This window comes from Nocardia sp. NPDC050413 (genome assembly GCF_040655475.1).
Taxonomy (GTDB): Bacteria; Actinomycetota; Actinomycetes; order Mycobacteriales; family Mycobacteriaceae; genus Nocardia; species Nocardia coubleae.
In genome coordinates this window covers 89,162-112,649 of sequence record NZ_JBFAJZ010000006.1, presented here as the reverse complement: position 1 = coordinate 112,649, position 23,488 = coordinate 89,162, and the positions used below count along the sequence as shown (strand labels likewise).

Sequence of the window (23,488 nt, the reverse complement as noted above, 5' to 3'; positions counted from 1 at the left end):
GTGCGGTACGAACCGCGAATCAGCGTGCGGATGCACGCACGCTCATCTGATGATTCGTCACCGGTCACGGGGCGGATGGGTGGGAATCGCACCGGTTCCTGACACGCTTCGGGTATGCGGATGTCGTATAGGTCCCTCTAGCGCTAGCCTGGATGGGTGGAAGTACATGCGCAGGCCCGGTCCAAGCAGCACCGCCCGGACCCCGCGCTGGAATTGCAGGACGATCCACAGGAATTGATGCCGCGCAAGCGGCCCACCCAGGAGCGCAGCAAGCGCAAGTTCGACGCATTGCTGCAGGCCTCACGAGAACTGCTGGTCGAGGTGGGTTTCGAATCGTTCACCTGTGAAGAGGTCGCCCAGCGCGCCGAGGTGCCGATCGGCACGCTCTATCAGTTCTTCGCCAACAAGTACGTGATCGTCTGTGAGCTGAATCGGCAAGACCTCGTCGCGGTTTCGCGCGAGCTCGCCGATTTCCACGGCGAGGTGCCGTCGCTGGACTGGTTGCGGCACATGAACCAGTTCGTCGATCACCTGGCGAATCTGTGGACCACCGATCCGTCGCGGCGCGAGGTGTGGCTGGCCATGCAGTCCACACCGTCCACCCGGGCGACGGGTGCGTTGCACGAGAAGGAGTTCGCCGAGGTCGTGTCGCAGATGCTGCGGCCGCTCACCCCGCGCACTCCCCGCGCCCGGCGCACGATGATGGCCGAGGTGCTGGTGCACGTCGTCTATTCGATGCTCAACTTCTCGGTGCAGGACGAGCAGTCCAACGCCGACGCCGTCGCCGAACTCAAGCGGCTGATGGTGGCGTATCTGCTCGTCGCCGAAAAAGAGTCCAGGCACGCGAAAGGACCCGGGTCGGAGGAGTGACCTCGACCCGGGTCCGGAACGTCTGCGGTGCTAGGAGTTTCCTACCCGTCCTTCGATGAGGTCGGCTAGTTCACCTGGATCTTCGAGCACCACCATGGCCGCGGCGGTGTCGCCGTCGTGAGTCAGCGACAGGTGCACGCGCACGCGCGGCAGGAACTCCGCGGCCAGGCCGTGCAGTTTGATGCTCGGCCTGCCCCACGCGTCGTTGACCACCTCGATCAGCGGATACGGGTTGTCCCCGATCTGCGGGCTGCGCGCGAAACGCGACGACGCCCAGGCTTTGAGCACCGCCTCCTTCGCTGCCCAGCGGGCGGCGAAGCTGCGGGCCGGGTCGGTCTGCTTGCTCTGGCAGTAGCGGCGTTCACCGGCGGTGAACGTCTCCCTGAGCATGGCCGACCCGGGCCGCTGCAGCTGTTCGGCGAACTCGGAAATGGTGACCAGGTCCAAGCCGATACCGAGAATCGTCACGAAGCGGCAGCCTACGACGCTTCGCTGGTCTGCGGAGCGGAACCGAGCAGCCCGGTCTCGCAACCGATTCCGTTGGCCCGGTACAGCCCCTGGTCGAGGCGGGCCGTGGGCGAGAGCAGCATGTCGGCCTCGAGCTGCCGGACCTGCTTGGCCGGGGTGCCGTCGGCGCCGAGGCGACGATCGGCCGGCTTCTCGTACAGTGCCGCGCCGCCGCACATGGCCTCGGCGAAACGCTGCCTGCCCGCCAGCTGACGCGCCTGCGCCCGCTCCTGGTACTCCGCGCGCGCACCCGGTTCGATCGCGGCCAGGAACGCCTGCGGATGCACCACCGCGAGCAGACCCGACACGTGCCCGAAGCCGAGCGAGGTCACCAGACCGGCCTTGAGCGCGAACTTCTCGCCGAAGCGCAGCGGTTCGCGGGCCCACACGAGGTGCGGGTAGGCCTGCATCTTCTCGTCGACACAGTCCAGGCTCCGGTTCGGCGGCACCACACCGTTTTCCAGCACCTGGCACAGGCCGATGAGCTGGAAGGCCGCCGCGCCGCCCTTGGCGTGGCCGGTGAGGCTCTTCTGCGACACCACGAACAGCGGTGCGCCCTCGCTGCGACCCAGCGCGCCCGCGAGCCGCTCGTGCAGCTCGGACTCGTTGGGATCGTTGGCGGCGGTGGAGGTGTCGTGCTTGGAGATCACCGCGATGTCGTCCGGGGTGACACCGAGCTTGCGCAACTCGGCGGCCAGCCGCGAACCGCTGCCGCCACGCCCCGCACCCAGCGCACCGAGACCCGGTGCCGGGATGGAGGTGTGCACGCCGTCGGCGAAGGACTGCGCGAAGGCCAGTACGCCAAGCACCGGCAGGCCCATCTCCACGGCCACGTCACCGCGGGCCAGCAGCACGGTGCCGCCACCCTGGGATTCCACGAAGCCGCCGCGACGGCGGTCGTTGGCGCGGGAGAAGTACCGGTCGCTGATGCCCTTGGCGCGCATGGCCGCCGAGTCGGCGGTGGCCGACATGTCACCGAAGCCGACGATGCCCTCGATACCGAGATCGTCGTAACCACCGGCGACCACCACCTCGGCCTTGCCGAGCCGGATCTTGTCGACGCCTTCCTCCACCGACACCGCCGCCGTGGCGCACGCCGCGACCGGGTGCACCATGGCGCCGTAGCTGCCGACATAGGACTGCACCACGTGCGCCAGTGCGACGTTGGGCAGCGCCTCCTGCAGGATGTCGTTCGGGCGCGGCTCGCCGAGCAGGTTGTCGACGTAGAGCGAGCGCATCGAGGACATGCCGCCCATACCGGTGCCCTGGGTGTTGGCCACCAGGCTCGGGTGCACCCAGCTCATCAGCTCGTCGGGGCTGAAGCCCGCCGAGACGAACGCGTCGACGGTGCAGACGATGTTCCACAGCGCCACCCGGTCGATCGAGGCCGCCATGTCGGCGGAGATGCCCCAGATGGTCGGGTCCCAGCCGGTCGGGATCTGGCCGCCGACCACACGCGACAGCTTCGCCTTGCGCGGCACCCGGATCTCGGTGCCCGCCTTGCGGGTGACGGTCCAGTCGCTGGAATCGGCGACCGGGGTGATCACCGTGTGCTCGGGATCCGCGGTGTGGAACGCGCGGGCCTCTGCCTCGCTCGCCACCGTGAACGACAGGTCCTGGTCGAGGAACACCGAGGTGAGCAGCGGTGCGGCGTTGTCGAGCATGGCGCCGTCGTCTTCGTAGCGGCGCACACCGCAGCGTTCGACGACGGTGTCGTGGTAGCGCTCGGCCACCTCTTCCTCTGGCACGAAATCACCGGATTCGGTGTCGTACCAGCCCGGCTTCGGCTCGTTCTCCCAGCGAATCAGACCGGTGGTCCAGGCCAGCTCGAGCACGCCGGCGGCCGAGAGCTCGTCCTCGACCTCCATCTCGAAACGCGTGCGCGAGGAGCCGTACGGGCCGAGCTCGCCCGCGCCGACGATGACGACCATCTCGCTGAGATCGGCGGTCACCTCGCCCCATTCGGGCACCGGCAGCGCCGAGCTCATGGTCGGCGGTGCGGGCAGCGCGGCGATGGTCGCGGCCGTGGCCGCTTCCTCCTCGGCCGCGGCGGCCGCTTCCTGTGCCTGCTTGGCCAGCGCGGGCAGGTCGAGCTTGGCGCGGGCCAGGCCGCCGGTCAGGTCGATCTGCTGCGGGCCGGTGACCGTCACCTGACGGGCACGCGAGGTGCACCACTTCAGCAGTTCGTCGGCCATCTCGGCGGTCGACCAGGTGTGTACGCCCGCCGCCTCGACGGCCTCGACCATCGGGTCGTTGTGCCCCATCAGTCCGGTGCCGCGCACCCAGCCGATCAGCGCGTGCACCAGGGTGACCCGCGCGGCCCACGACTTCTCGGCCCGCCACTTGGCGACCACGGCGTCGAGCGCGGCCTTGGACTCGCCGTAGGCGCCGTCACCACCGAAGAGGCCACGGTTGGGCGAACCCGGAAGCACCACATGCAGTTTCGCGTCGACGTCGTGGTCGGCGCCGAGGGCGGACAGGCCGCCGATCAGCCGCTCCACCGACCACAGCAGCACGCGCATCTCCATCTCGGCACGCGCACCGGCGTCGGCGAGATCGCCCGCGACGCGCGGCGCCGCGAACGGCAGCAGCAGCGTCGGGGTCATGGCGTCCTTGACCTTGATCTTGGCGCCACCGGCGTTGTCGACCTGCTCGGACCCGACCCACTCGATGAGCGCGTCCAGGTCCTGGTAGGAGGCCATGTTCGCGGGCACCACCCACAGGGCCGCGCCGTGGCGGGCGTTGTCGCGGTACAGCGAGCGGTAGAACCGCAGCCGTTCGTCGTTCAGGCTCGAGGTGGTCACCACCACGGTGGCACCGCCGGCGAGCAGCTTGCCGGTGACGGCGGCGGCGATGGAACCCTTGCTGGCACCGGTGATCACGGCGACGTCGTCGGACCACAGCCCCGGTTCGCTGGTGTCGAGGGCGGCCTGCGCGATCTGCGCGTACACCCCGGCCAGCACCGAACGGGCCTCGTGCATGGCCCGCTGACGCCACCAGTTCGCCTGTGCGGCAACAGCTTCCCCGGCACCGTAGTAGCCGTCGATCGACAGCTGGGCGGTCTCGGCGTCGTTGCCGAGCCACATCTTGGCGAGATCCTCGCGGGCGGTGGCCCAGCGGTCGTCGATGAGGACGGCCTTGCGGGCGTCGAACGCGGGAGCGACCAGACGCGGCCAGTCCGAACCCAGTTCGGCCGACACGAGGTCGACGAGGGTGTCGGGGGTGGCTTCGGGCGCGCTCACCTGCTCGCTGAGGCCGAGCTGCTCGAGCACCACCCGGGCCGCCGTGGCGAGCACGCCGTCGCGGCCGGTGATCTGCTCGGTGAACTCACCGAGCGCGGCCGCGTCGACGGTACCGCCGGACGCGCCACCGGCCGAAGGCAGCGAGACCGCGACCCCGCGCCGGGCGGCGACGGCCTGCACGGCCGCGTCGATGGCGGCATCGACGGAGGCGGCGTCGGTGAGAGCACCGCCGACGAGTCCGCCGAGGTCCCCGCCGCGCACGCTGGCGCCTTCGCGGGTGCCGAGCGAGACCTCGGCGGTGACGTGGCTGGCCCAGCCGTCACCCAGTTCCCAGACCTTCTTGACCCGGTCCGCGATGGCGGCCGGGCGCTTGCCCGACGGCCCGAAGACCTTGCGCAGGTGGTCGCCGATGGCGTCGGTGAGCACGGTGCCGAACGGCTTGTAGGTGCGGGCCAGGCGTTCGACGGTGGCCGCGAGCGCGCCCATGTCGGCGTCGGCGGCGCCGTCGATGGCACCGAGCGAGAGCTCCGCGCCGAGGTCGACGAGCAGCTGGTTGCGCCGCGAGGACACACCGTCGCAGAGGCCCTCGATGGTGTCGACCGGACCGATCTGGTCCAGGCGCAGCTTGGTCCACAGCGCGATGAGCACCCGGGTGGCGTCGGCGGCGGTGAAGGCGATGTCGTCGGGGCGCGGTCCGCCGGTCGCCACCGGTGCGGCGGCCACGGGAGCGGCTGCGGCGGCGGGGGTTTCGGCGACCGGGGTCTCCTCGATGTCGTCCTCTACCGGCGCCGGATCGGTATCGGTGGAGTAGACGACCGCGGCGTCGCGCTCGACATTGACCACCTCGACGGTCGCCCCACCGAACGCGGGCAGCTTCAGCGTCTGGCTGGCCAGATTCGCCACGGTCGGGGTGGCACCGAGACCGATCTCGACGAAACGCTCCACGCCGAGACCACCGTGGGCGGTGTCGGTGAACAGCAGGTCCTGGGTCTCGATCCAGCGGACCGGGCTGGCGAACTGCCAGGCCAGCAGCTCGATCAGCACCACGCGGCACAGTTCGGCATCGCGCTCGGCCCAGCTGTCGAAGTCGGCGAGCACCGCCTGCAGCGGCTCCGACGGAACGAGTTCGGCGATCTCGGTGAGGAATTCCCGCTCCAGCGAGAACGGCCGCGGCACCAGGTTCGGGATGTAGCGCCCGACCAGCACCTCCGGGTGCACCTCGGTGGGCAGCAGCTGTTCGAGCTTGTGCCGGAACTCCGGCACACCGTCGCGCAGCACCGAGGAGTGGAACGGCACGTCGATACCGGGAACCAGGATGAACGCCCGCTTGCCACCGAACTCGGCGCGGCGACGGTCGATCTCGGTCTCCAGGGCCTCGAGCCCGGCGACGGTGCCCGCGATGGCGTACTGCGAGCCGCGCAGGTTCAGGTTCACGACCTCGAGGAACTCGCCGGTCGCTTCGCCGATGCCGGTGACGAAGTCGATGACCTCGTCGTCGGGCAGGCCGATCTGCGACGGACGGATGGCGGCCATCCGGTAGTCGCTGCGGCCCTGCGCGTCACGCGGGACCAGCTCGTGCATGGCCGAACCACGCTGGAACACCACCTCGAGCACGGCTTCCAGCGGCAGCACTCCGGCCACGGCGGCCAGCGCGTTGTACTCACCGACCGAGTGCCCGGCCAGCATGGCGCCTTCCACGAAGGCACCGGCCTCGCGCAGCTCGGCGACCTGGGCGACACCGAGGGTCGCCATGGCGACCTGGGTGAACTGGGTCAGGTGCAGCACACCGTCGGGGTGGCGGTGTTCGACACCGCGCGCCTTGAGGTAGGTGGGGTTGTCGCGCACCACCGCCAGGATCGAGAAACCGAGTGCTTCGCGGGTGTGCGCGTCGGCACGCTCCCACACCTGCTTGGCCGCCTTCGAGCGGGTCAGTGCGTCCAGGCCCATCCCCTTGCGCTGGATGCCCTGCCCGGGGAAGGCGTACACGGTCTTCGGGGCGGCGGTGCGCCCGGTCGCGGTCATGACCAGGTCACCCTCGACGCGGCAGGAGACCTCGACGATCTCTGCGCCCGCGTCCACCGCGATCCGCTCCACCCGCACGTCCACGGTCGCGCCGGGGCGCACCATGCCGAGGAACCGGGTGGTCCATGCCGTGAGAGTGCGTGCGGGAACGGAGCTTTCGGGATCCACCGCCACCACGGCGTGCTGGGCGGCGGCCGAGAGCCACATGCCGTGCACGATCGGGCTGCCCAGGCCGGCCAGCTTGGCGGCGGCCTCACTGGTGTGGATCGGGTTGTGGTCGCCCGAAACGGCGGCGAAGGCGTGCATGGCGCGCGGCGCGGCCATGCTCACATCGCGACGGCGGCGACGCGGGGTGTCGGTGGCCGCGCCGGACACGGACCCGGCGGCACGTGGCGGGTCGGTGAGCTCACCGGCGCCGTTGCGGCCGCGGATGGCGAACCGTTCGACCAATCGGGCCAGCGGGGTGGCGTCGAGGCCCTGATCGAGGATGACGCCGATGCTCACGGCCACCTCGACCACGCGGCCCATATCGGTGTCGACCACTTCACCGCCGTCGGCGCGGACGACGAGAATCGCTGTCTCCGAGGGAAGTTCGGCGAGCAGTTCGATCTGGTGGTCCAGGTGGACCAGGTCGAGCATGCCCTCGATCACCGAACCGCCCGCGGGCGTGCGGGCCGCGCCGAGCACCGCGAAGACGGCGGGCCAGCAGGCGCCGACGAGCACGTCGGGTGCGGTCCGGCCGAGGGTGCTGAGTGTCTCGGGCAGACCCGAGCCGGTGACGCCCGCGTGGTCGGCGATGAGATCCGGCCGCCAGGCCAGGTTCAGGTGTGCCACCCCGGATTTCACCTCGGGCAGCGACGCACCGGCGGCGACGCCGAGCAGTGCGGACATGGCGGCTTCGGTATCGGCTTCGGTGATGACCGGTGCCCCACCGGAGTACACACTCGTCGGGACGGTGATCCGGATGCGCACCGCGTCCTTGCCGAGCAACGGAACGACCAGTTCGACATAGCTGAATTCGGCTTCCGGGCCGGTCGTTTCGGTGAGGGTGGCACCGGTACCGGTGTGCACCGCACTGCCCTGCTCGACCACCCACTCCGAGACCGCGCCGAGGCGATGCACCGGGTTGACGGTGGTGCGCCCGGCCCACTGCACATCGGGGGCCGCCAGCACCGTGTCGATCGGGCCCGCGACCACACCGGCCACCCGGCGCGCGTCCACCGGCGCGGGGGTGACACCCGAACGGACCAGGCTGAACGCGGCGTCCTGCTCGAAGCGGTCGAGCAGTTCACCCACCGGCTCGTCGACCCGGGTAATGCCCGCGACGGCGACGGTGCCGGGGATCACGCACACCTGGTCGGCCGAGTAGCGCGGGTCATGGGCCTGCCACAGCGAATCCGAGCGCCACCAGCGGCGCACATCGGCGTCGATGACGGGCACGAAGTTCACCGGCTTGCCCGGCGTCTTGCACAGCGACACGAAGAACGGCACGTCGGCCGGGTGCAGCACGGTCTCGGCGACGGCCGGGTACTGCTTCTTCAGCGCGCACAGCGCCTGCACGGGGTGCTCGAAGTCGGCATCGTCGGCGAAGAGGGTTTCGATCTCGCCGCGGTCGGCCGGGTGCAGCCGGGCCTCGGTGCGGCGCATCATCTCCGCGAACCGGTCGCGCCAGCTGATGTCGAGCCAGTCCGAGCGGGTGGCGTCGCGAATGGCGTCACCGATATCGCTGCCGCAATCGAAGGAGATCGGGACATCGCTGGAAACGGCCAGGGAGACATAGCGTTCCAGCCACTGCTGGTAGGTCATGGTCGCCACGTCGCCGAAGTACGGCTTGGCGGTGGCATCGAGCGCGGCGATGATCTCGTCGCGGCGCGCGGCCACGGCGTCGGCGTCACCGGCGACCTCGTCGAGCAGGCGGCCGGTGCGCGAGGCGGCGTTGTCGATCTCGTGGATGTCGGCGCCGAGCTGGCTGCGGCCCGAGGCCATGCCGCCGCTCGCGGTGCCCGCACCCACCCAGTCGGGGGTGCCGGGGGTGTCGACGAGCAGCTGCTTCACCTCGGGTGCGGTGGTCGCCTCGAGGGTGGCCATCGCCGCGGTGCCGACCAGCACACCGTCGAGCGGCATCACCGGGTAGCCGTGGTTCGTCGCCCAGGTGCCCGTGAGGTAGTCGGTGGCGCGCTCGGGCGTGCCGATGCCGCCACCGACGCAGACGACCACGTTGGCGCGGGCGCGCAGTTCGGCGTAGGTGGCCAGCAGCAGGTCGTCCAGGTCTTCCCAGGAGTGATGCCCGCCGGCCTTGCCGCCTTCGATGTGCATGATGACCGGGTAGTCGGGCACCTCGTCGGCGATGCGCAGCACAGCCCGGATCTGGGCGACGGTGCCCGGTTTGAACGCCACGTGGCTGATGCCGACCTCGGTGAGTTCGGCGATCAGCGCGACGGCTTCGTCGAGTTCGGGGATACCCGCGGTGACGATCACGCCGTCCAGCGGCGCACCGGCCGCACGTGCCTTCTGCACCAGCCGCTTGCCGCCGAGCTGCAGCTTCCACAGGTACGGGTCGAGGAACAGCGAGTTGAACTGCACCGCGCGCCCCGGCTGCAGCAGCTGACGCAGCTCGGTCATCCGGTCGGCGAAGATCTGTTCGGTGACCTGTCCGCCACCGGCCAGCTCCGCCCAGTGCCCCGCATTGGCCGCCGCCGCGACGATTTTCGCGTCGACCGTGGTCGGCGTCATACCGGCGAGCAGGATCGGCGAACGGCCGGTGAGGCGGGTGAACGCGGTCTCCACGACGATGCGGCCGTTGGGCAGGCGCACCGGCTTGGGCGCGAACGCCGACCACGGCACCGACGGTTCGGGCGCCGCACCCGGGGTGAGCAGGCTGCGCTGACCCGCGCGCGTGGCCGCCGCGACGACACCGACACCGGTGCCCTTGAGCGAACCACCGGTCAGGCGCGAGAGCAGGTCGCCGGGGCCGAGGTCGAGGATCCACTGGGTACCCGCCTCGACGGCGGAGTCGACGATGGCGACCCAGTCGATCGGGTCGACCAGGATCTGCTGGGCGAGGGAGGCGGCCAGGTCTACGTCGAGCTCGCACTGACGGGCCCAGCCCGCGACCACGTCGACGGTCTCGGCCAGGGCCGGATGGTGGAAGGCGACGTCGACGGTCACGTCTTCGAAGACGGGCGAGAACACCGCGCCACCACGGATCTTCGCCTCGCGCTCACGGTTCTGTTCCTCGTGCAGCTGCGCGCAGCGCGCCCGCACCCGGTCGAGCTGCGCGGGCGCACCCGACAGCACGACCCGCCTGCGGCCGTTGCGGATCGACACCACCGCGGCCTGCGCCGGGTCGACCCCTTCGCTCACCTCGGCGACGATCGCGCGCAACTGCTCCGGATCGACATTCGACACCGCGACCATCGGCGAACGCTCCCCCACCGGCATCAGCCCGCGCCTGCGCGCGATCAGACCGGCGGCCGCACCGACGAGCTGGGCAATCGCCAGCAGCTCCGCGTCGCGGGCGCCACCGGCGCGCACGGCCTCGGCGGCGAACAGCCCCTGGGAGTGCCCGATGACGGCGACCGGCGCGTGCTCGGCCGGGTCGAGGCCCTGCAGCCGCAGCGCGCGAATCGCCGCGAGCTGGGTGAGCAGCACGCCCGGCATCGATACGGCCGCCGACCGAAGTACCGCGTCGGCCGGCGCCGAGGACGGCTCCTCCGGCTCGTCGAGTTCGCTCTCCAGCACCCAGCCCATGGGGTCGAACCCACCTGGACGAACCATCAGCAACTGGGTGGCAACCGGATCGACCAGCGCCGCGGCCTCGCCGACCAGCGCCGTCAGCTCCGATTCCAGCGCGCTGTCGCGCCCGATCTCCTCGAGCTCACGCAGCCACTGCGCGCCCTGTCCGCCAAAGGCCAGCGCGTACCCCGCGCCACCACGCAACTGCTCGAGCAGCGACACCCGGACACCCGTTGCCCGGCCACGACCTTCGGCTTTCGCGGTCGATCCCGTGCCCATCTCGGTGCTCTCGTTGATCGTCAAGTCGCTCGACTTCCTTCTCCTGGCGCTCCGCCCACCGACGGCACGCACACGTATCCGGCAGCCCCTCGGGCCTGTTAGAAGCCACGATCGCACAAAATCATGAGGAAAGCCTCACGTTTGCCGCCCCCACGGCAGCTACCACCCAGTATTTCCGCACGCCCGTACCACTTTATTCTGAAACATGACCCCGCCTCATGTTTGAACGCGCAGGTGAGGCCCTACTGTCCGTTTGCAAAACATGAGTGCCCCTCATATTGACCTTTATCGAATCGTTATAACCCCAGGTCGTGTTACCCACCAGTACGCCACGCCGCCCCAACGCTTGGGAGAGCCCGATTCGCCCGGTAGAGTTTGGACGGTCGTACACATCCAGCGCGAGTGGCGAAATTGGCAGACGCGCCAGATTTAGGTTCTGGTGTCCACGGACGTAGGGGTTCAAGTCCCCTCTCGCGCACACATTCCTGGCCTTCGGGTCAGATCAGGGCTTCTGCGTGTTCGAGTGCACTCGCACACTCAGGAGAGCACCCGTGAACGACCATGACCTGCGTAACCTGTGTCACCGGTGGCAGCTGTGCCACATTTCGGCGATGACCGCCGTTCCGCGAAACCGGTCTGTAGGCCAGATTCTCGAACGCGAGTAGCGCTCACGCACTATCGGGTGTGCGAGTGCCCGTGTAGATACACAAGTTCGGCACCAGAAGCGCCTGACGTGCGCGAACCTAATTCTCAGGGTGGCAGCTGTGCCACTTTTGATCAGCCGGACGCCTGGCATCTCATGTCGTCGTCGGGGCGGGGTGATCGGCGATGATCGAGCCGCTGACTGGACTGGAAGAACGCATCCACGGCCCACTGCCGGTGTTCGCCGTTCCCCGATCAGCCAACAAGAACCTTGCCTACGGGATAGCGGTAGTCGGAGAGTCCGGACGTGTTGCCGACCGTTCGGTGTTCACCCAGTTGGGTTGGTCTCCGTGTACCCGGCTAACCGTGTCGTGCCCCGGAGGGTCGACTGATCCTTGTCCGCGAGACCGAGGACGGGTCGATCGCAATGACCGGTGCCGGGTTCCTGCGTATCCCGTTCCGCACTCGCCGCCGCGTCGGACTGATGGAAGGCGACCGGGTGCTGCTGATGGCACACCGCACTTTGCGCGGACTGCTGATCCATCCGCCCGCCGTACTCGACAACCTGACCGGTCAGAGCCGCCGACTTCTGGAGGAGACACTGTGACAGACACTGTTGGCTCCCCTATCACTGCCGAGGCTCTGGCTGCCGCTCGGCTACTGCTGGCCCAGATGGGCATCGCCGCGACCGATCTCATCGACACCGCACCCACCGCGCCGACTTTCGCCGAGGCGATCCCGCGCGTGCGTGCCCGTCTGACGGCGGGGACGGCCCGTACCTATGGCACCCACTTCGACCTACTCGAGTTCCGATGGGCAAACCGATCATTGGGCGAACCCACCCATCATGAGTTGGAACAACTCGCACAGATGGTGCAAGCGAACGCTCGAACGAATCGCGCATCGCGAGGAGGCACGAGCGCGGTCGAGCACTACGTGTCCGCAGTGCGCTGCATCTACCGCTACGCGGAAGAGGCTGGTTGGATTCGACCGCAGGACAATCCAGCACGAAAGCTCCCGATCCCAACCCGCCGCGCCTCACACCGCTATGCGATCCCGTCCGGTCAGGTCGCCGAAATCTGCCAGATCGCAGCCACCTCCGGAGACGACCCCGAACTCGACTCCCTGATCCTGCGTTTCCACCTCGAAACCGCATGCCGTCGCGGCGGCGCACTGGCGATGCGCCCCCAGGATCTCGATCGCGACCAATGCCTGGCGTTCCTTCGAGAGAAGGGCGGCTCGGACCGCTGGCAGCCCGTGTCGCCGACGCTGATGCGGCACCTGCACGACCACGCGACCACCCGACACACCCCGTTCACCGGCCAGTTGTTGCGATACCACCACGGACGCCCAATCACGGGGCGCCGATACGACTACATCTGGAGCCGCGTGGGCGAATCGCTGCCCTGGGTAGCGACCCAAAGTGTCACCACGCACTGGCTGCGCCACACCACCCTTACGTGGGTCGAACGCACGTTCAGCTACGCCGTGGCACGAGCTTTCGCCGGGCACCGCGGAAAGACCACTGGCACAACCGATACCTACGTCAAAGCCCAAGTGCACGAAGTCGCAGCAGCGCTAGCTGTCCTCACGGGTGAACCCCACCCGCTCGCTCGTGGAGCTGGAACGCAAGTAGCACAGGTGTTGGCCATCACTGCGCCCTGAGCCAACGCACCCACCTGACATTGCTACTGGCATGCCCGTAGACCAGGCACGTTCAAGCCAGTCCGGTGCGTGCGCACCACGTGCCCACGCACCGGAGGCTGCGCGGCTGCCGGTACGTCAACGAAAAATGCTGTCTACCAACATCTGTTGCCATCCAGCGAGCCGACGATCCATTCGTCGTTCGCCTGTTTGACTGCCCGAATCACGCCTACAGTCGACAGCGAGCCTGGAGGGGGTTTCGTGATCAGCGTTCTCATCGCGGCCGTGGGGATCTTCGGCACGGCTATCGGCGCAGCGTTCACCGCGGCCATCGCAGCGAAGTCTGACGGACGGCGTCAAGCTGCACTGGAGCGCCAGCACGCTCGTGAGCAGCAGGCACATACCGACGAGCAACTGCGCGAGTTGCGGTCCGAGCACCTGCGCTGGCGTCGTGAACGACGCCAAGCCGCATACCTCGATCTACTTGACGCTCTGTCGAATGCAGATCGGGCCAACCAGCGATACTTCCGCGACCTACGATCCGAGCCGGAGCCGGTACCGTTCGAGCCAGCCCGACTCGCTGAGATTCGCGAGCTGTTCAAAGGTGCCGAACAAGCCCACCACAAAGTCATCCTCGAAGGCCCTCACACCGTCGCTCAGGCCGCACACACAGTCCACACCGACTTCAGCGAACTAGTTGGTGCGGTCGAAGAATTCGCCCAAGCGCACGCAATCGCACAAGACCTAACCGAATTCCGGCGCAAGGTCGACACTGCGGGCGACACCTTCCTGGCCTCCCACCGCGACCTTCTTGAGGCAGCCCGCGTTGCACTCGACGAGATCGTCGAAGCCCCCTGAACCCTGCTGGCCATCGAACGAATCTGAGAGGCTGAACAGACGGGCCCGTTGGGGCAGGCCTTGCGTGTTGTGCTCAGTCCCTGTGATGGATGAGAAGCGCTTGTCGACAGGTGTCCCGGCGAGTGGGCGGTTCGAGGACATGAGACGCCACGCCAGGCACCGTTATCACCAAATCGATGTACCGCCGTCCGAAGCCGAAACGGCCTGCACGGTGCCCCCAACAGATCAGTCATCTTGCTGTCGATGCTCTTCGGAAACTTTGCCCCCAAGCGCCCTTCGATATCACCAGGTCATGAATTCTCATGACGTGCGTGGGGACATTTGAGCGGGTGCCGTGCGTCACCTGATCCCGAGCCGCAACTTCACCGTGGATGTTCACGTGATGCCGGGAACCGCATGCCTGTTGCCGCACCGTCTGCGAAGATTCGGGTTCCGCAGCTGCAGGAGGGAGGGCCGGGAATTCCCGGCCGCGCAACGTCATGGTCGGATTGATTCGCGGGCAGAACGCCCCGCTGTGTGATCACCTGCTCACCATCGCCATCGCTGGCGCGCGAGCCGGGGCGGTAGACCTGTTTGTGATCCAGCTCGGTCCAGACGAGAAGGTTCGTCATGACCAAGATCTAATTTTCTACAACGCGCCGGTCTCGCCGGAGGGTGCCGTACAGCTCGTAGGTGACCGCGTCGAAATCGATCTGCTGCGAGTGCCAGCAACGGTGCGGTTCCTGCGGGTAGCTGTTGCCGTCGACGACGCGACGGCGGGGAGCCTCGCCACGATCACAGGACTAGGTGTTGCGGTAACTAGTCCATCGGGATCTGAGCTCATCGCTCACGCAGTTGGCTTGACTAGCGAACGATCGGCAGTACTGCTCGAAATCTACCGCCGCGACGGAGGGTGGAAGGCCCGCAACGTTTCTGCTGGCTGGAACGACGGCGTGGCGGCTCTGCTCATCCAGCACGGTGTCGAGGTCGACACCACCCCTGCCCCCACCACGCATGCGGCGAGGACGGACAACACCAGACTCGACGCAGCCGTACCGCAAACCTCCGCGCCACTCCGAACCCCGGTCGTAGCCGTAGACGGGACAGCAGAGTTGACCGCGTACCCGGTGGAGAAGCAGTTCACCGTCACACGTGATGGCGCGACTTCCTCCTACAACGTGCCGAGTGGGTTTGAGATGCTGCTGCTCGACCTTGAGCACATGTTCGAGGTCGTGCTCGCTGGGGCCGACCTGCAGGCCGAGAACCTGTGGTGGGAGATCGCATTTGACCCAGCCGACGCCATCGACGAATACACCGCGCGCCGGATCAGTTTCTTCGCGAGTCCCCAACATATTCGCCCGCTCCACGGAATCCGGGTCGTCTTCGAAGAAGACGGGATGACATCCACCCATGGCTATCGACCAGACTTGCGCAGCCCCGAGTGGCGAGGTGGCGCCGGCGCCGGACCATGCGAGGTGAAGGAACTGATCTGCGATCTGCACCGTATTAGCAAACGTGCGATCGAGGACGGGTACGACTTCCGCGGACCTTGGATGGTGCGAATCATCGACGACCCGGACGATGGCACCTGCCTGGAGGCCTTCGCCGAAGCAGCTTGGACCAAACCCAAACGGTGGCGTGTCGCCCCGCAATAGCGACCCCCTCGCATCCGGCCACACCAACGGCGTGTGGCTTCGCTAGTCGGCCCGATCAGCGCGAGCCCTTGCTCGCCGGCGTTGTTGTGTGCGGCGGGTTGTTGCGCCGTTGCTGTGTCGGCGTGATCGGAGTCCGCTCCATCGGTGGCCGCACATCCGGCGGTGCCGAGGATGCCGGGTTGTCGGCCACGGGCGGTAGTTGGTCGCGCTGGCGTGCGCTGTTGTCGTGCGCGGTGGGGGTAGGTGCCGGGTTCGGTGAGCGCAGGGGTGTGCGCGTCTTGTACGCCAGGCACAGTCACTCCGGACAGGGCCGTGCGTTGAAGAATTCTTCTGTTGTGGAGCATTCTCGTTTCCTTCGTCAACTCCACCCGGGGATGGCGTGCAGCCCGTCCGGCCGGTGCGGCCGTTCGCGCGTCCGGCCGCGTCGCGCCGGTGTATATCGTCAGCCGGACCACCCCCTCCACGGGCACACGACGAATACACCGCTCACACCCACACCCCCGCAAACCATCTCCACGCCCGCCCCTCTATGCCCCGCCCACACAGCCACTCTCAACCACTCCCCATATACCCCCACCCCTATATCGCCATTCTTCACCATCAGACATCTTCGGCTTCGCGGTCGCCCGCGCCTACGCGGCCCATACCCACCAATTCACGCCCGGCGGAGCAACGTTGACCTACGTTCGAGCAAGCATCTTCGAAGTCGCGGGGGCACTTACTGCGCTCACGAATGAAGTTCACCCGCTCGCGGCTGGCCACCCGGCCACGCTTAGGGCAGGTCCTCCCCTGCCACTCCCGGTATGGAGCCCCACGAACTGTTCAGGTGATTCCCCCTGAGCATGATGCCACCGAACTCGTCGGTGCATGCCGAGGTCCGAATGGATCGGCCCTATCCCCGCACACAGGATCACACCGTTCTTCACCCAGTGGCCCTCTAAGGGATCTCCCGTAAGTCTGGGTCGGTCACGGCGACCGGTCCACCGGTCAAGAATCAGTGGGCATGGGCAAGGTTGGCCAGAGTCGCTACCCCAGCCATCGCGACACCCACCCCGCCACCACGTAACCGGCAGTTCAGCAGAATCTTCCACATCTTCATCCGAGCGAAAGCATGCTCGACACGGGCACGGACCTTGCGGTGGGACTTGTTGTGGGCCTGTTCCATTTCGGCAGTACGACACCCGGTGATCGGCGGTGCGGGATAATCAGACCGGTGCCCTGATAGCCGCCGTCAGCGATCACCACCGCGTTGCGGCCGGCGTGGGCGACACCGGACTCAGTCCAAGCTCGGCAGTCGTTGCGGTTACCCGGTAACGGTCTTCTTAGCGACGACCAGCTCGGTATCGGCGTCGATGAACGACCTGGTGGTTGGTCAAGTACCGGTAGTTCTAGCTCTGGGCAGCGACCTTGTGATCTCGGGTCGGGACCAAAGTCCCGTCGACGATCAGCACCGCACCACGCGGGAACCGGGTTCGGGGCCGTAGCGCCAACGCTGGTCCAGGTCCTCGATCATCCGGGCGGCAGTGGACTTCGAGACTCCGAACACCGCTGCGAGTTGCCGCATCGTGAGGTTGGTTCGCCAGTAGGTCGCGACCAGCAACACCCGGTCTTGGAAACACAATCCCCACGGTCGACTGCGTAGCGGTCGGTCAGCGCCCTCGCGCCGCAACTGCGCGATCAGTCGAGCAAACGTGGTCGGCCGCAGCCCGGAGAACAACTCCACCATCACCGGATCAGCTGCCAAGATCACCACCGGCGAGCCCATACCGGTTGCTGCTCAACAACTGACGGGACATCCCTTAGACACAGTCTCCTCGACGACACCCCCAGCATCCCTTGGGCGCTGGCTGTTTCGGCACCTCGCTTCGAATGATCTCGATACGGCGTCTTTGCCCCGGCATGTAGCGATCATCCGCCCAAACACGATGGTCCTTCGGTGAACAGGTCACGGCACGACGGAATGTCTGCTGACCAAGAGCAGGCATGAGGAGAGGGACGAATGGGCTTGCACATCTCTCGGCTCGAAGTACGGAACTTCCGCAATTTCCAGAACCTGGATATCAACGACTTCCCCTCTCACGCAGTAATCGTCGGCGAGAACGGGGTCGGAAAATCGAACCTGATCGAGGCGATCCGCCTGGTGCTCGACCCTTCGCTACCTGACTCGCGCCGCGTGCTGCGTGAAGAGGACATCTGGGACGGGCACCCGGCTGGCCTTGCCGGTGGGGCTGAAGCAACCGTAGTAGTGGAGCTCCAGGGGTACGACACTGACGACGATGCTAAGAGCATCCTGTCGGCTGCCACTGTGGACGTCGACCCGTACACCGCCCGGCTAACTTACCGTTTCGCTCCCCGCACGGTGATCGACGCGACAGACTCTGGCCTGAAGTCCATTAAACGGCCGCTGACTACCCAGGACTATGACTTCATCACCTTCGCGGGCGCCAGCGAAACCAACGACATGCGAACTATTCGGCGCGAAGTCGCTCTGCGGGTCTTGCCAGCGCTACGAGATGCCGAGAGCGACCTCCAGAACTGGCGGCGAAGTCCCCTTCGGGATCTTCTTGAACGACTGCCTCTGGATCCGGCGAACTTGCAGATGACTGCCTCGGTGATCGCCGCTGCCGTCGACCAACTCACCAAGGACGACAACATCGGCAAACTGGAGCGACACCTGACGGATCGGCTTGGCGCTATGTTCGGCCCACGCTTGGCCGTACAGCCCACCTTCGGGTTCGCCTCATCCAAACCAGACGAGCTGATCCGCGCGGTCCGCCTGTTCTTCGACACAGCCCGCCGCACGGGGATCTCCGACACTAGTCTGGGCAGCGCCAACGTCATCTACCTCGGACTGCTGCTGGAAGCTCTCAGCCAGCAGCGTTTGGACGAACAGTTCGTCGCCACTTTGGTGGCTGTCGAAGAACCGGAAGCGCATCTCCACGTCAGCCTCCAGCGGCATCTATTCGGCTACCTGTTACGGACCGGACAGTCCCTCATTCTCACCACACACAGCCCTCACATTGCTGCGGTCACCCCGATCCGCTCCTTCATTGTGCTACGCACCTCCGAGAATGGGAGCACCGCGACGAGCACTGCCGGCATACCGATAACCGACGACGAGGCGGCCGACTTAGAGCGATACATCGACGTCAGCCGCGCTGAGGTCCTGTTCGCTTCCTCCGTTATCCTGGTCGAAGGACTAGCCGAGCTGTACATATTGCCCGCACTGGCAGCTGCCGCGGGGTTCGACCTCGATGCCTATGGAATCGTAGTGGCGAGCGTGCATGGCACCGACTTCAAGCCCTACCGCGCGCTTCTCGGGCCGAAAGGGCTAGACACACCGCACCTGATCGTCACGGACGGAGACGCTGCCGCCGACAAGCGCGGCCTACGGGAAGCTGGCCTGCGACGAGGTGCGAACCTCCACCCCGATGAGACCCGCGCAGCGGCCATTCGAACCCAGATCGAGAGATTGCCTGAGCCTTGTGCCGTCGGGTACCAACTTGACCGCGTTACCCTCACTAACGAGCTCGAAGGCATAAACGTCTACGTCGGCGCCCAGACCTTGGAGACCGATTTGTGCGGTTTGTTTGGCGAAGAGATCGTTCAGGCATTCCGGGAACTAAGCACCAACGCCAACGCGATCGCGGACGTACGCAGCGGTGTCACAAATGAACAGAACGCGTCAGTCGCCCCTGACATCCGCAAGCAGATGCTCAAGCGAATCTCTGAACTCGGTAAAGGTCGCTTCGCGCAGAGGCTCGCCGCGCACGTCGCACGCAAAGACCTACTCGCGCTTATCCACACGGTAGCCAGTATCTCCAACGACAAGTCTTCAATAGACACCCCAGCCTTGCGCAGCCTGGGCACCGCTGCCTACCTTTTCCTCGCCCTGGATCGTATCTCGCACAGAACTCGTGGAACCGCACTGTTCAATGCGAGCCCGACAACCACCGACTGCAACCAGCCCACGGAAGGTCATTGATGCAGATCAGCAATACCCTTCTGAGGGAACTTGAGGAGCTACACCCAAAACAATATAATGCCGTAGTCCACCCGGGCAACGTCGTCCTGCGGGCCGGGCCTGGTAGTGGAAAGACTCGCACCTTGGTTACCCGAGTCGCTTACTTGCTACAGACACAGATCTCCGCTTTCCGTGGCGTAGCATGCATCACTTACACTAATACGGCGGCTGACGAGATGCGCCGCCGCATTCTCATGAGCGGTGTACGCACCGAAGGAAGAATCACCTGCTCAACTGTCCACGGATTCTGTCTAAACGAAATCCTGCGACCCTTCGCACACCTCACCGGCTACCCTGCGCCCCAGGCAGGGCAAGTTCTCAGCAATACCGCGGCCCAAGCGCTACTTCAGGATTGCTTTGATCAGGTGGAAATCGTCGACATGGTCGCCCAGTACCGCACACCTCAGAGCACCAGGATTCGCCGCGCTATTGCCTGTGGTGAGCCACTAGACGCCTTCGATGCACGAGAAGTGGAGGCGGCACGAGTATACGAGCAGCAGCTCGTTACCCAGGGTGTGATCGACTTCGAGGCGATGGTGATACGCGCCGTGCGTATCGTTCGAGATCATGAAGCCATCCGAGATCTTCTCCAAGCGCGATTTCCTCATCTCATCGTGGACGAGTACCAGGACCTCGGCGGAGTTCTGCACGAGCTCGTCGTCACCCTGCACGAGTTGGCCGGCATTACCGTTTTTGCTGTCGGCGACACCGACCAGTCCGTTTACGGATTCAGCGGCGCCGACGCCAAGTATTTGACAATGTTGGCCGATCGAGAGGACTTCCGCGATCTGGAACTCGATATCAACTATCGCAGCGGTCAGGACATCATCGCAGCAGCGGAGGCAGCCCTCGGAATTCCACGAGGTCGTCGCGCACGTGATGGGGCGCCGCCCGGCGATGTCAGTCTCGAACGGGTCGAGGGAGGACTCGAGGACCACGCACGCCTTGCTTGCGACTACGCCCTAAGTGCGCAGCGCAGACAGATCAGCCCCGAGCGGATCGCAATCCTCTACCCCCATCGCGGCCCGCTACTTGATGCTCTCCATAGCGAACTCACTCTGCGTAAAATTGACTTCTTATACGAGCGCGAGGATGAACTTCCCGGCGGAAGTCTCGCACGATTCGTTCAGCGCTGCGCCAGCCGCGCCGTCACGAGCTACCAGATCCACACCGCCATTGACTCCGAACGCCTAGACATGTTGCGGCGAACGGAAGCACCGACGCTCGCCACGTTGGCACACACCCTCACCACACTTCGAACCGAAGCTTGTCTGATTCCAAGTGCATCGCGGCTTTCCTTGCCACGGGCCCTGCAAACCTGCCTAGACCCCCAGCCGATTTACCCGGCCGACGCACCCGCCCACGACTGGCTCCAGCAACTACGCGCGAGCCTCGACCTCGACGCATTGGCCGCCTCACACCCGGACCAGGACAACACCACTGGCCTCGATGACCTCGCCGACCTCTGCCGCTCCGAGAACCTCGCGCTGCAGGATCTCGCTCGGAGCGAGCAGGTGATCGGCAAGGTCCTGCTCACCACCTATCACGCAGCGAAGGGGCGAGAATTTCACACAGTGATCCTTCCAGGGCTACTCAAAGGCATCATCCCGCGCAATGTTAATGACCGCGGCGTGTGGCGTGGGCCCAACAAGGCAGAGCTCGCAGAACAACGACGCACGTTCTACGTAGCCCTAACCCGGGCTGAAACGGCACTGCACTTGATTGTAGGCCCCGGGCACCGCACGAAAAACGGTTTCTGGAGGCAGGATGGGCCCTCTGGGTTTGTTGTAGAGATGGCTCGTCGCATGGCTCCAGCAGAGGAGCAGACTTGACCCTGATTTGATGCGATATATGGTCGCCGACGAATCGCCGCACTGCAATCCATTCGATCGCAGCAGCCCCACACCAACATGGACGAATCGAAATCTTGCTACGGAACCCGAGGGTTAATTGGGCTGGTGATCGAGCAAAATCAGCCGATTGCGGCGATGCCCGCACGGGATGTGGTGATCACTGCGCTGTGAACAACTGCTCGTAGGACTGGTGGGTGATCGCTACTTCGCGACGACGGGCGTGGTCGTTAGTGAAATCATCGAGGTAATTCTGAACATTTTCGCCGGCGAGGTGTGCGCGCAATATTTGCTCCAGACAGTAGCGGCCTAGGTGAAATGCAAAGTGGGCAATTGTGTCGCATGTGCCGGTCGTAATCGGGCCACCGTGTATGGCGGAGTTTCGCACACGCCGGAGACGGTCCAGGTAGTGGTCGAAACGTCGATCGCTCGCTTCCAGACCCTGCTTTAATTTGGTGCCGGATTCGAAGACAGCGGCCACTTCCGCTAGGGATCGGTACAACCAGTGCTCGGCGTAGATATCGCGTATCGCGGCCGCGTGGCCGATCGCCGCGAGGGGAACCAACTCGTCTTCATCACCATTCCATTCATAGAGTTCACACGTCAGTCGGAGCAGGGTTTCCGGAAGAGGCGCGAACGGGTCGTTGGACGGCGCATTCGCATCGATTGCACCCATGACCGCGGTGACGAATTCGACGAGCTGCACATGCGAGACGGCGTAACGAAATTTAGACCGCAGGAACGTGGTCCAGTCGTCGCCGCCTGCCCAAGCGGTGGCATGCTCAAGCGCTCTAACTGCGGCCATTACGACCTCAACAGGCCCGACCTCTAGCGAAGTGGCTAATGCTGAACGTAAAGCCAACGCCACTTCAACTTTCTCGACACCAGCGATGTCGGCGAAAGTGGTCGTGGATCCGATCTCTTCGAGGCGTTGCCCGATGTCGTCAACAAGGTGACGTTCCCGATGAAGAGGCAAGCCCTCAGGGCGCCACCGCTTTTGATACCACAGTTTACCGTCGACGTATACGATTTCGCCAACGAGGAGCTTCCATGTGCCAGGAAGCGGGTCGGCGAGCTGAATCAAGGTGGCGGCAATCGCCCTGGCCTGCGTAACCGCAAGATGGAATTCGACTGAATTGAGGGCGACGCGCACGTAGACGATTCCGGGATCGTCGTCCCACGTGATGACGTCACCCGTGATGGGGCTTTTCGTAGGCGCAGCCAGTTCGGACGGCCTGAGTTTGAGCGCCGGACTGGTATCGACGCTTCCGACGACGGGACCCAAAAGCTGTGCAGCGTAGAAGGTGACTCCGCCGTGACTGACTTCCATTCTCCTCATTTGGGCGCCATCCACACGTAGCCAAACCACACAGTCACCCTTCTTCGGCGGCTCGGTGAGTACGGATTCGCACAATGCCGCCTTCTGAAATGGGCGAAGCGGGCCTGAACCATCAATCGCCAAGTCGTGCTTCTGTGTTTCTCTGAGCCGACCGAGCTGATAGCGAATCGCGGATTCGTCGCCCGTTAATATCTGGGCGCAGAGACGTGCAACATCGTCTGATCCTTGACGACGCATCTCGATGATCGCTGACCAACATTGCCTGCGAGACTCAAGGCAGTCAGTATGTCTAACCGTGCACTGAGCCTCCTTCGCCATGTCCTTCCAAGCCGCAATTACTGCCCTGTCGGAAGACAATGTCGAGAGGAGCTTTTCCGCCGCTGTCGTAGCTGCAGAGCGAACGTGTTCATCGAGGATCGGCTGGTTGCCTGTCATCGTGAAAAGCTGATCCAGGCAAGACTTGAGCGCGCGGTGCTCGGACTGTAGCAGAGCACACAATCGGGGGCCTGACGTCCTGAAGCTCTCGCCGTACTCCGCGATCACTGACTTCCAGTCGCGATGCTGAATCCGCTGAAATACACGGAGGTCACGCAGCCATGCCAGTAGCTCCTCGGCCGCGACCGGCAACGGCATTGAATCGGTGTAAACGACGATCCGTTTGCTGAGTACAGCAACAAGCTCACCAGTCCATCGCTCATCCTGTGGACTTGTCACTCGCACCTCACTCAACTCGATACTCGCAGACTCAAGGCAACATGAATCGACCGTCGGCGCTGCTTGGCGGTCCATCTCGATAGTTTTTAGCAACGCGGACCGCAAGAACCCCTCCACAATATACGACT

10 protein-coding genes, 1 tRNA gene and 1 pseudogene are annotated in these 23,488 nt (G+C 65.5%); 8 read left to right on the top strand and 4 right to left on the bottom strand.

What is annotated here, in order from left to right; genetic code table 11:
- Window positions 1–237: 237 nt before the first annotated feature.
- A complete protein-coding gene (locus tag AB0I19_RS16915) occupies window positions 238–870 on the top strand; it encodes a TetR/AcrR family transcriptional regulator (protein ID WP_084457458.1) in 633 nt (210 codons plus the stop codon).
- A gap of 30 nt (window positions 871–900) precedes the next feature.
- On the opposite strand, the gene AB0I19_RS16910 is transcribed toward AB0I19_RS16915, so the two are convergent.
- Complete coding sequence (locus tag AB0I19_RS16910) at window positions 901–1,338, bottom strand: holo-ACP synthase (protein WP_067486057.1); 438 nt, start codon at window positions 1,336–1,338, stop codon at window positions 901–903.
- A gap of 11 nt (window positions 1,339–1,349) precedes the next feature.
- Window positions 1,350–10,655: a fatty acid synthase subunit beta domain-containing protein gene (locus tag AB0I19_RS16905; protein WP_357150148.1), complete on the bottom strand. Its 9,306-nt coding sequence runs from the start codon at window positions 10,653–10,655 to the stop codon at window positions 1,350–1,352.
- Window positions 10,656–11,051: 396 nt separating this feature from the next.
- On the opposite strand from AB0I19_RS16905, the gene AB0I19_RS16900 reads away from it, so the two are divergent.
- The 5 genes from AB0I19_RS16900 to AB0I19_RS16880 all read left to right on the top strand — a co-directional run bounded on the left by AB0I19_RS16900 (window position 11,052) and on the right by AB0I19_RS16880 (window position 15,433).
- Window positions 11,052–11,133 (top strand) — tRNA-Leu (locus AB0I19_RS16900).
- A 591-nt stretch (window positions 11,134–11,724) separates the two neighbouring features.
- Window positions 11,725–11,904 carry a hypothetical protein gene (locus tag AB0I19_RS16895; protein WP_357149631.1) on the top strand — a complete coding sequence of 60 codons (180 nt, stop codon included), beginning with the start codon at window positions 11,725–11,727 and terminating at the stop codon, window positions 11,902–11,904.
- Window positions 11,901–12,962 (top strand): site-specific integrase, encoded by a 1,062-nt coding sequence (locus AB0I19_RS16890; RefSeq protein WP_357149629.1) that lies wholly within the window; start codon window positions 11,901–11,903, stop codon window positions 12,960–12,962. Before AB0I19_RS16895 ends, AB0I19_RS16890 begins: the two co-directional genes overlap by 4 nt.
- A 240-nt stretch (window positions 12,963–13,202) precedes the next feature.
- Entirely contained in the window at window positions 13,203–13,799 is a 597-nt protein-coding gene (locus AB0I19_RS16885; RefSeq protein ID WP_357149626.1) for a hypothetical protein, read from the top strand.
- Between the two features lie 479 nt (window positions 13,800–14,278).
- A complete protein-coding gene (locus AB0I19_RS16880; RefSeq protein ID WP_357149623.1) occupies window positions 14,279–15,433 on the top strand; it encodes a TerD family protein in 1,155 nt (384 codons plus the stop codon).
- 994 nt (window positions 15,434–16,427) lie between these two features.
- Here the strand turns inward: AB0I19_RS16880 and AB0I19_RS16875 are convergent.
- Window positions 16,428–17,198, bottom strand: a pseudogene (locus AB0I19_RS16875) (transposase).
- Window positions 17,199–17,432: 234 nt separating this feature from the next.
- Here AB0I19_RS16875 and AB0I19_RS16870 point away from each other — a divergent pair.
- Both AB0I19_RS16870 and AB0I19_RS16865 read left to right on the top strand, forming a co-directional pair.
- Window positions 17,433–19,418 carry an AAA family ATPase gene (locus AB0I19_RS16870; RefSeq protein WP_357149620.1) on the top strand — a complete coding sequence of 662 codons (1,986 nt, stop codon included), beginning with the start codon at window positions 17,433–17,435 and terminating at the stop codon, window positions 19,416–19,418.
- Complete coding sequence (locus AB0I19_RS16865; RefSeq protein WP_357149617.1) at window positions 19,418–21,289, top strand: ATP-dependent helicase; 1,872 nt, start codon at window positions 19,418–19,420, stop codon at window positions 21,287–21,289. The genes AB0I19_RS16870 and AB0I19_RS16865 overlap by 1 nt, the downstream gene beginning before the upstream one ends.
- A gap of 178 nt (window positions 21,290–21,467) precedes the next feature.
- Here AB0I19_RS16865 and AB0I19_RS16860 read toward each other — a convergent pair whose 3' ends face one another.
- Complete coding sequence (locus AB0I19_RS16860; protein ID WP_357149614.1) at window positions 21,468–23,360, bottom strand: hypothetical protein; 1,893 nt, start codon at window positions 23,358–23,360, stop codon at window positions 21,468–21,470.
- Between the last annotated feature and the right edge of the window lie 128 nt (window positions 23,361–23,488).

Bases quoted from the DNA above. Each gene is read 5' to 3' on its own strand.
- AB0I19_RS16915 (WP_084457458.1), top strand. From the start codon at position 238: ATGCCGCGCAAGCGGCCCACCCAGGAGCGCAGCAAGCGCAAGTTCGAC.
- AB0I19_RS16905 (WP_357150148.1), bottom strand. From the start codon at position 10,655: ATGGGCACGGGATCGACCGCGAAAGCCGAAGGTCGTGGCCGGGCAACG.
- AB0I19_RS16895 (WP_357149631.1), top strand. From the start codon at position 11,725: ATGACCGGTGCCGGGTTCCTGCGTATCCCGTTCCGCACTCGCCGCCGC.
- AB0I19_RS16880 (WP_357149623.1), top strand. From the start codon at position 14,279: ATGGTCGGATTGATTCGCGGGCAGAACGCCCCGCTGTGTGATCACCTG.
- AB0I19_RS16870 (WP_357149620.1), top strand. From the start codon at position 17,433: ATGGGCTTGCACATCTCTCGGCTCGAAGTACGGAACTTCCGCAATTTC.
- AB0I19_RS16865 (WP_357149617.1), top strand. From the start codon at position 19,418: ATGCAGATCAGCAATACCCTTCTGAGGGAACTTGAGGAGCTACACCCA.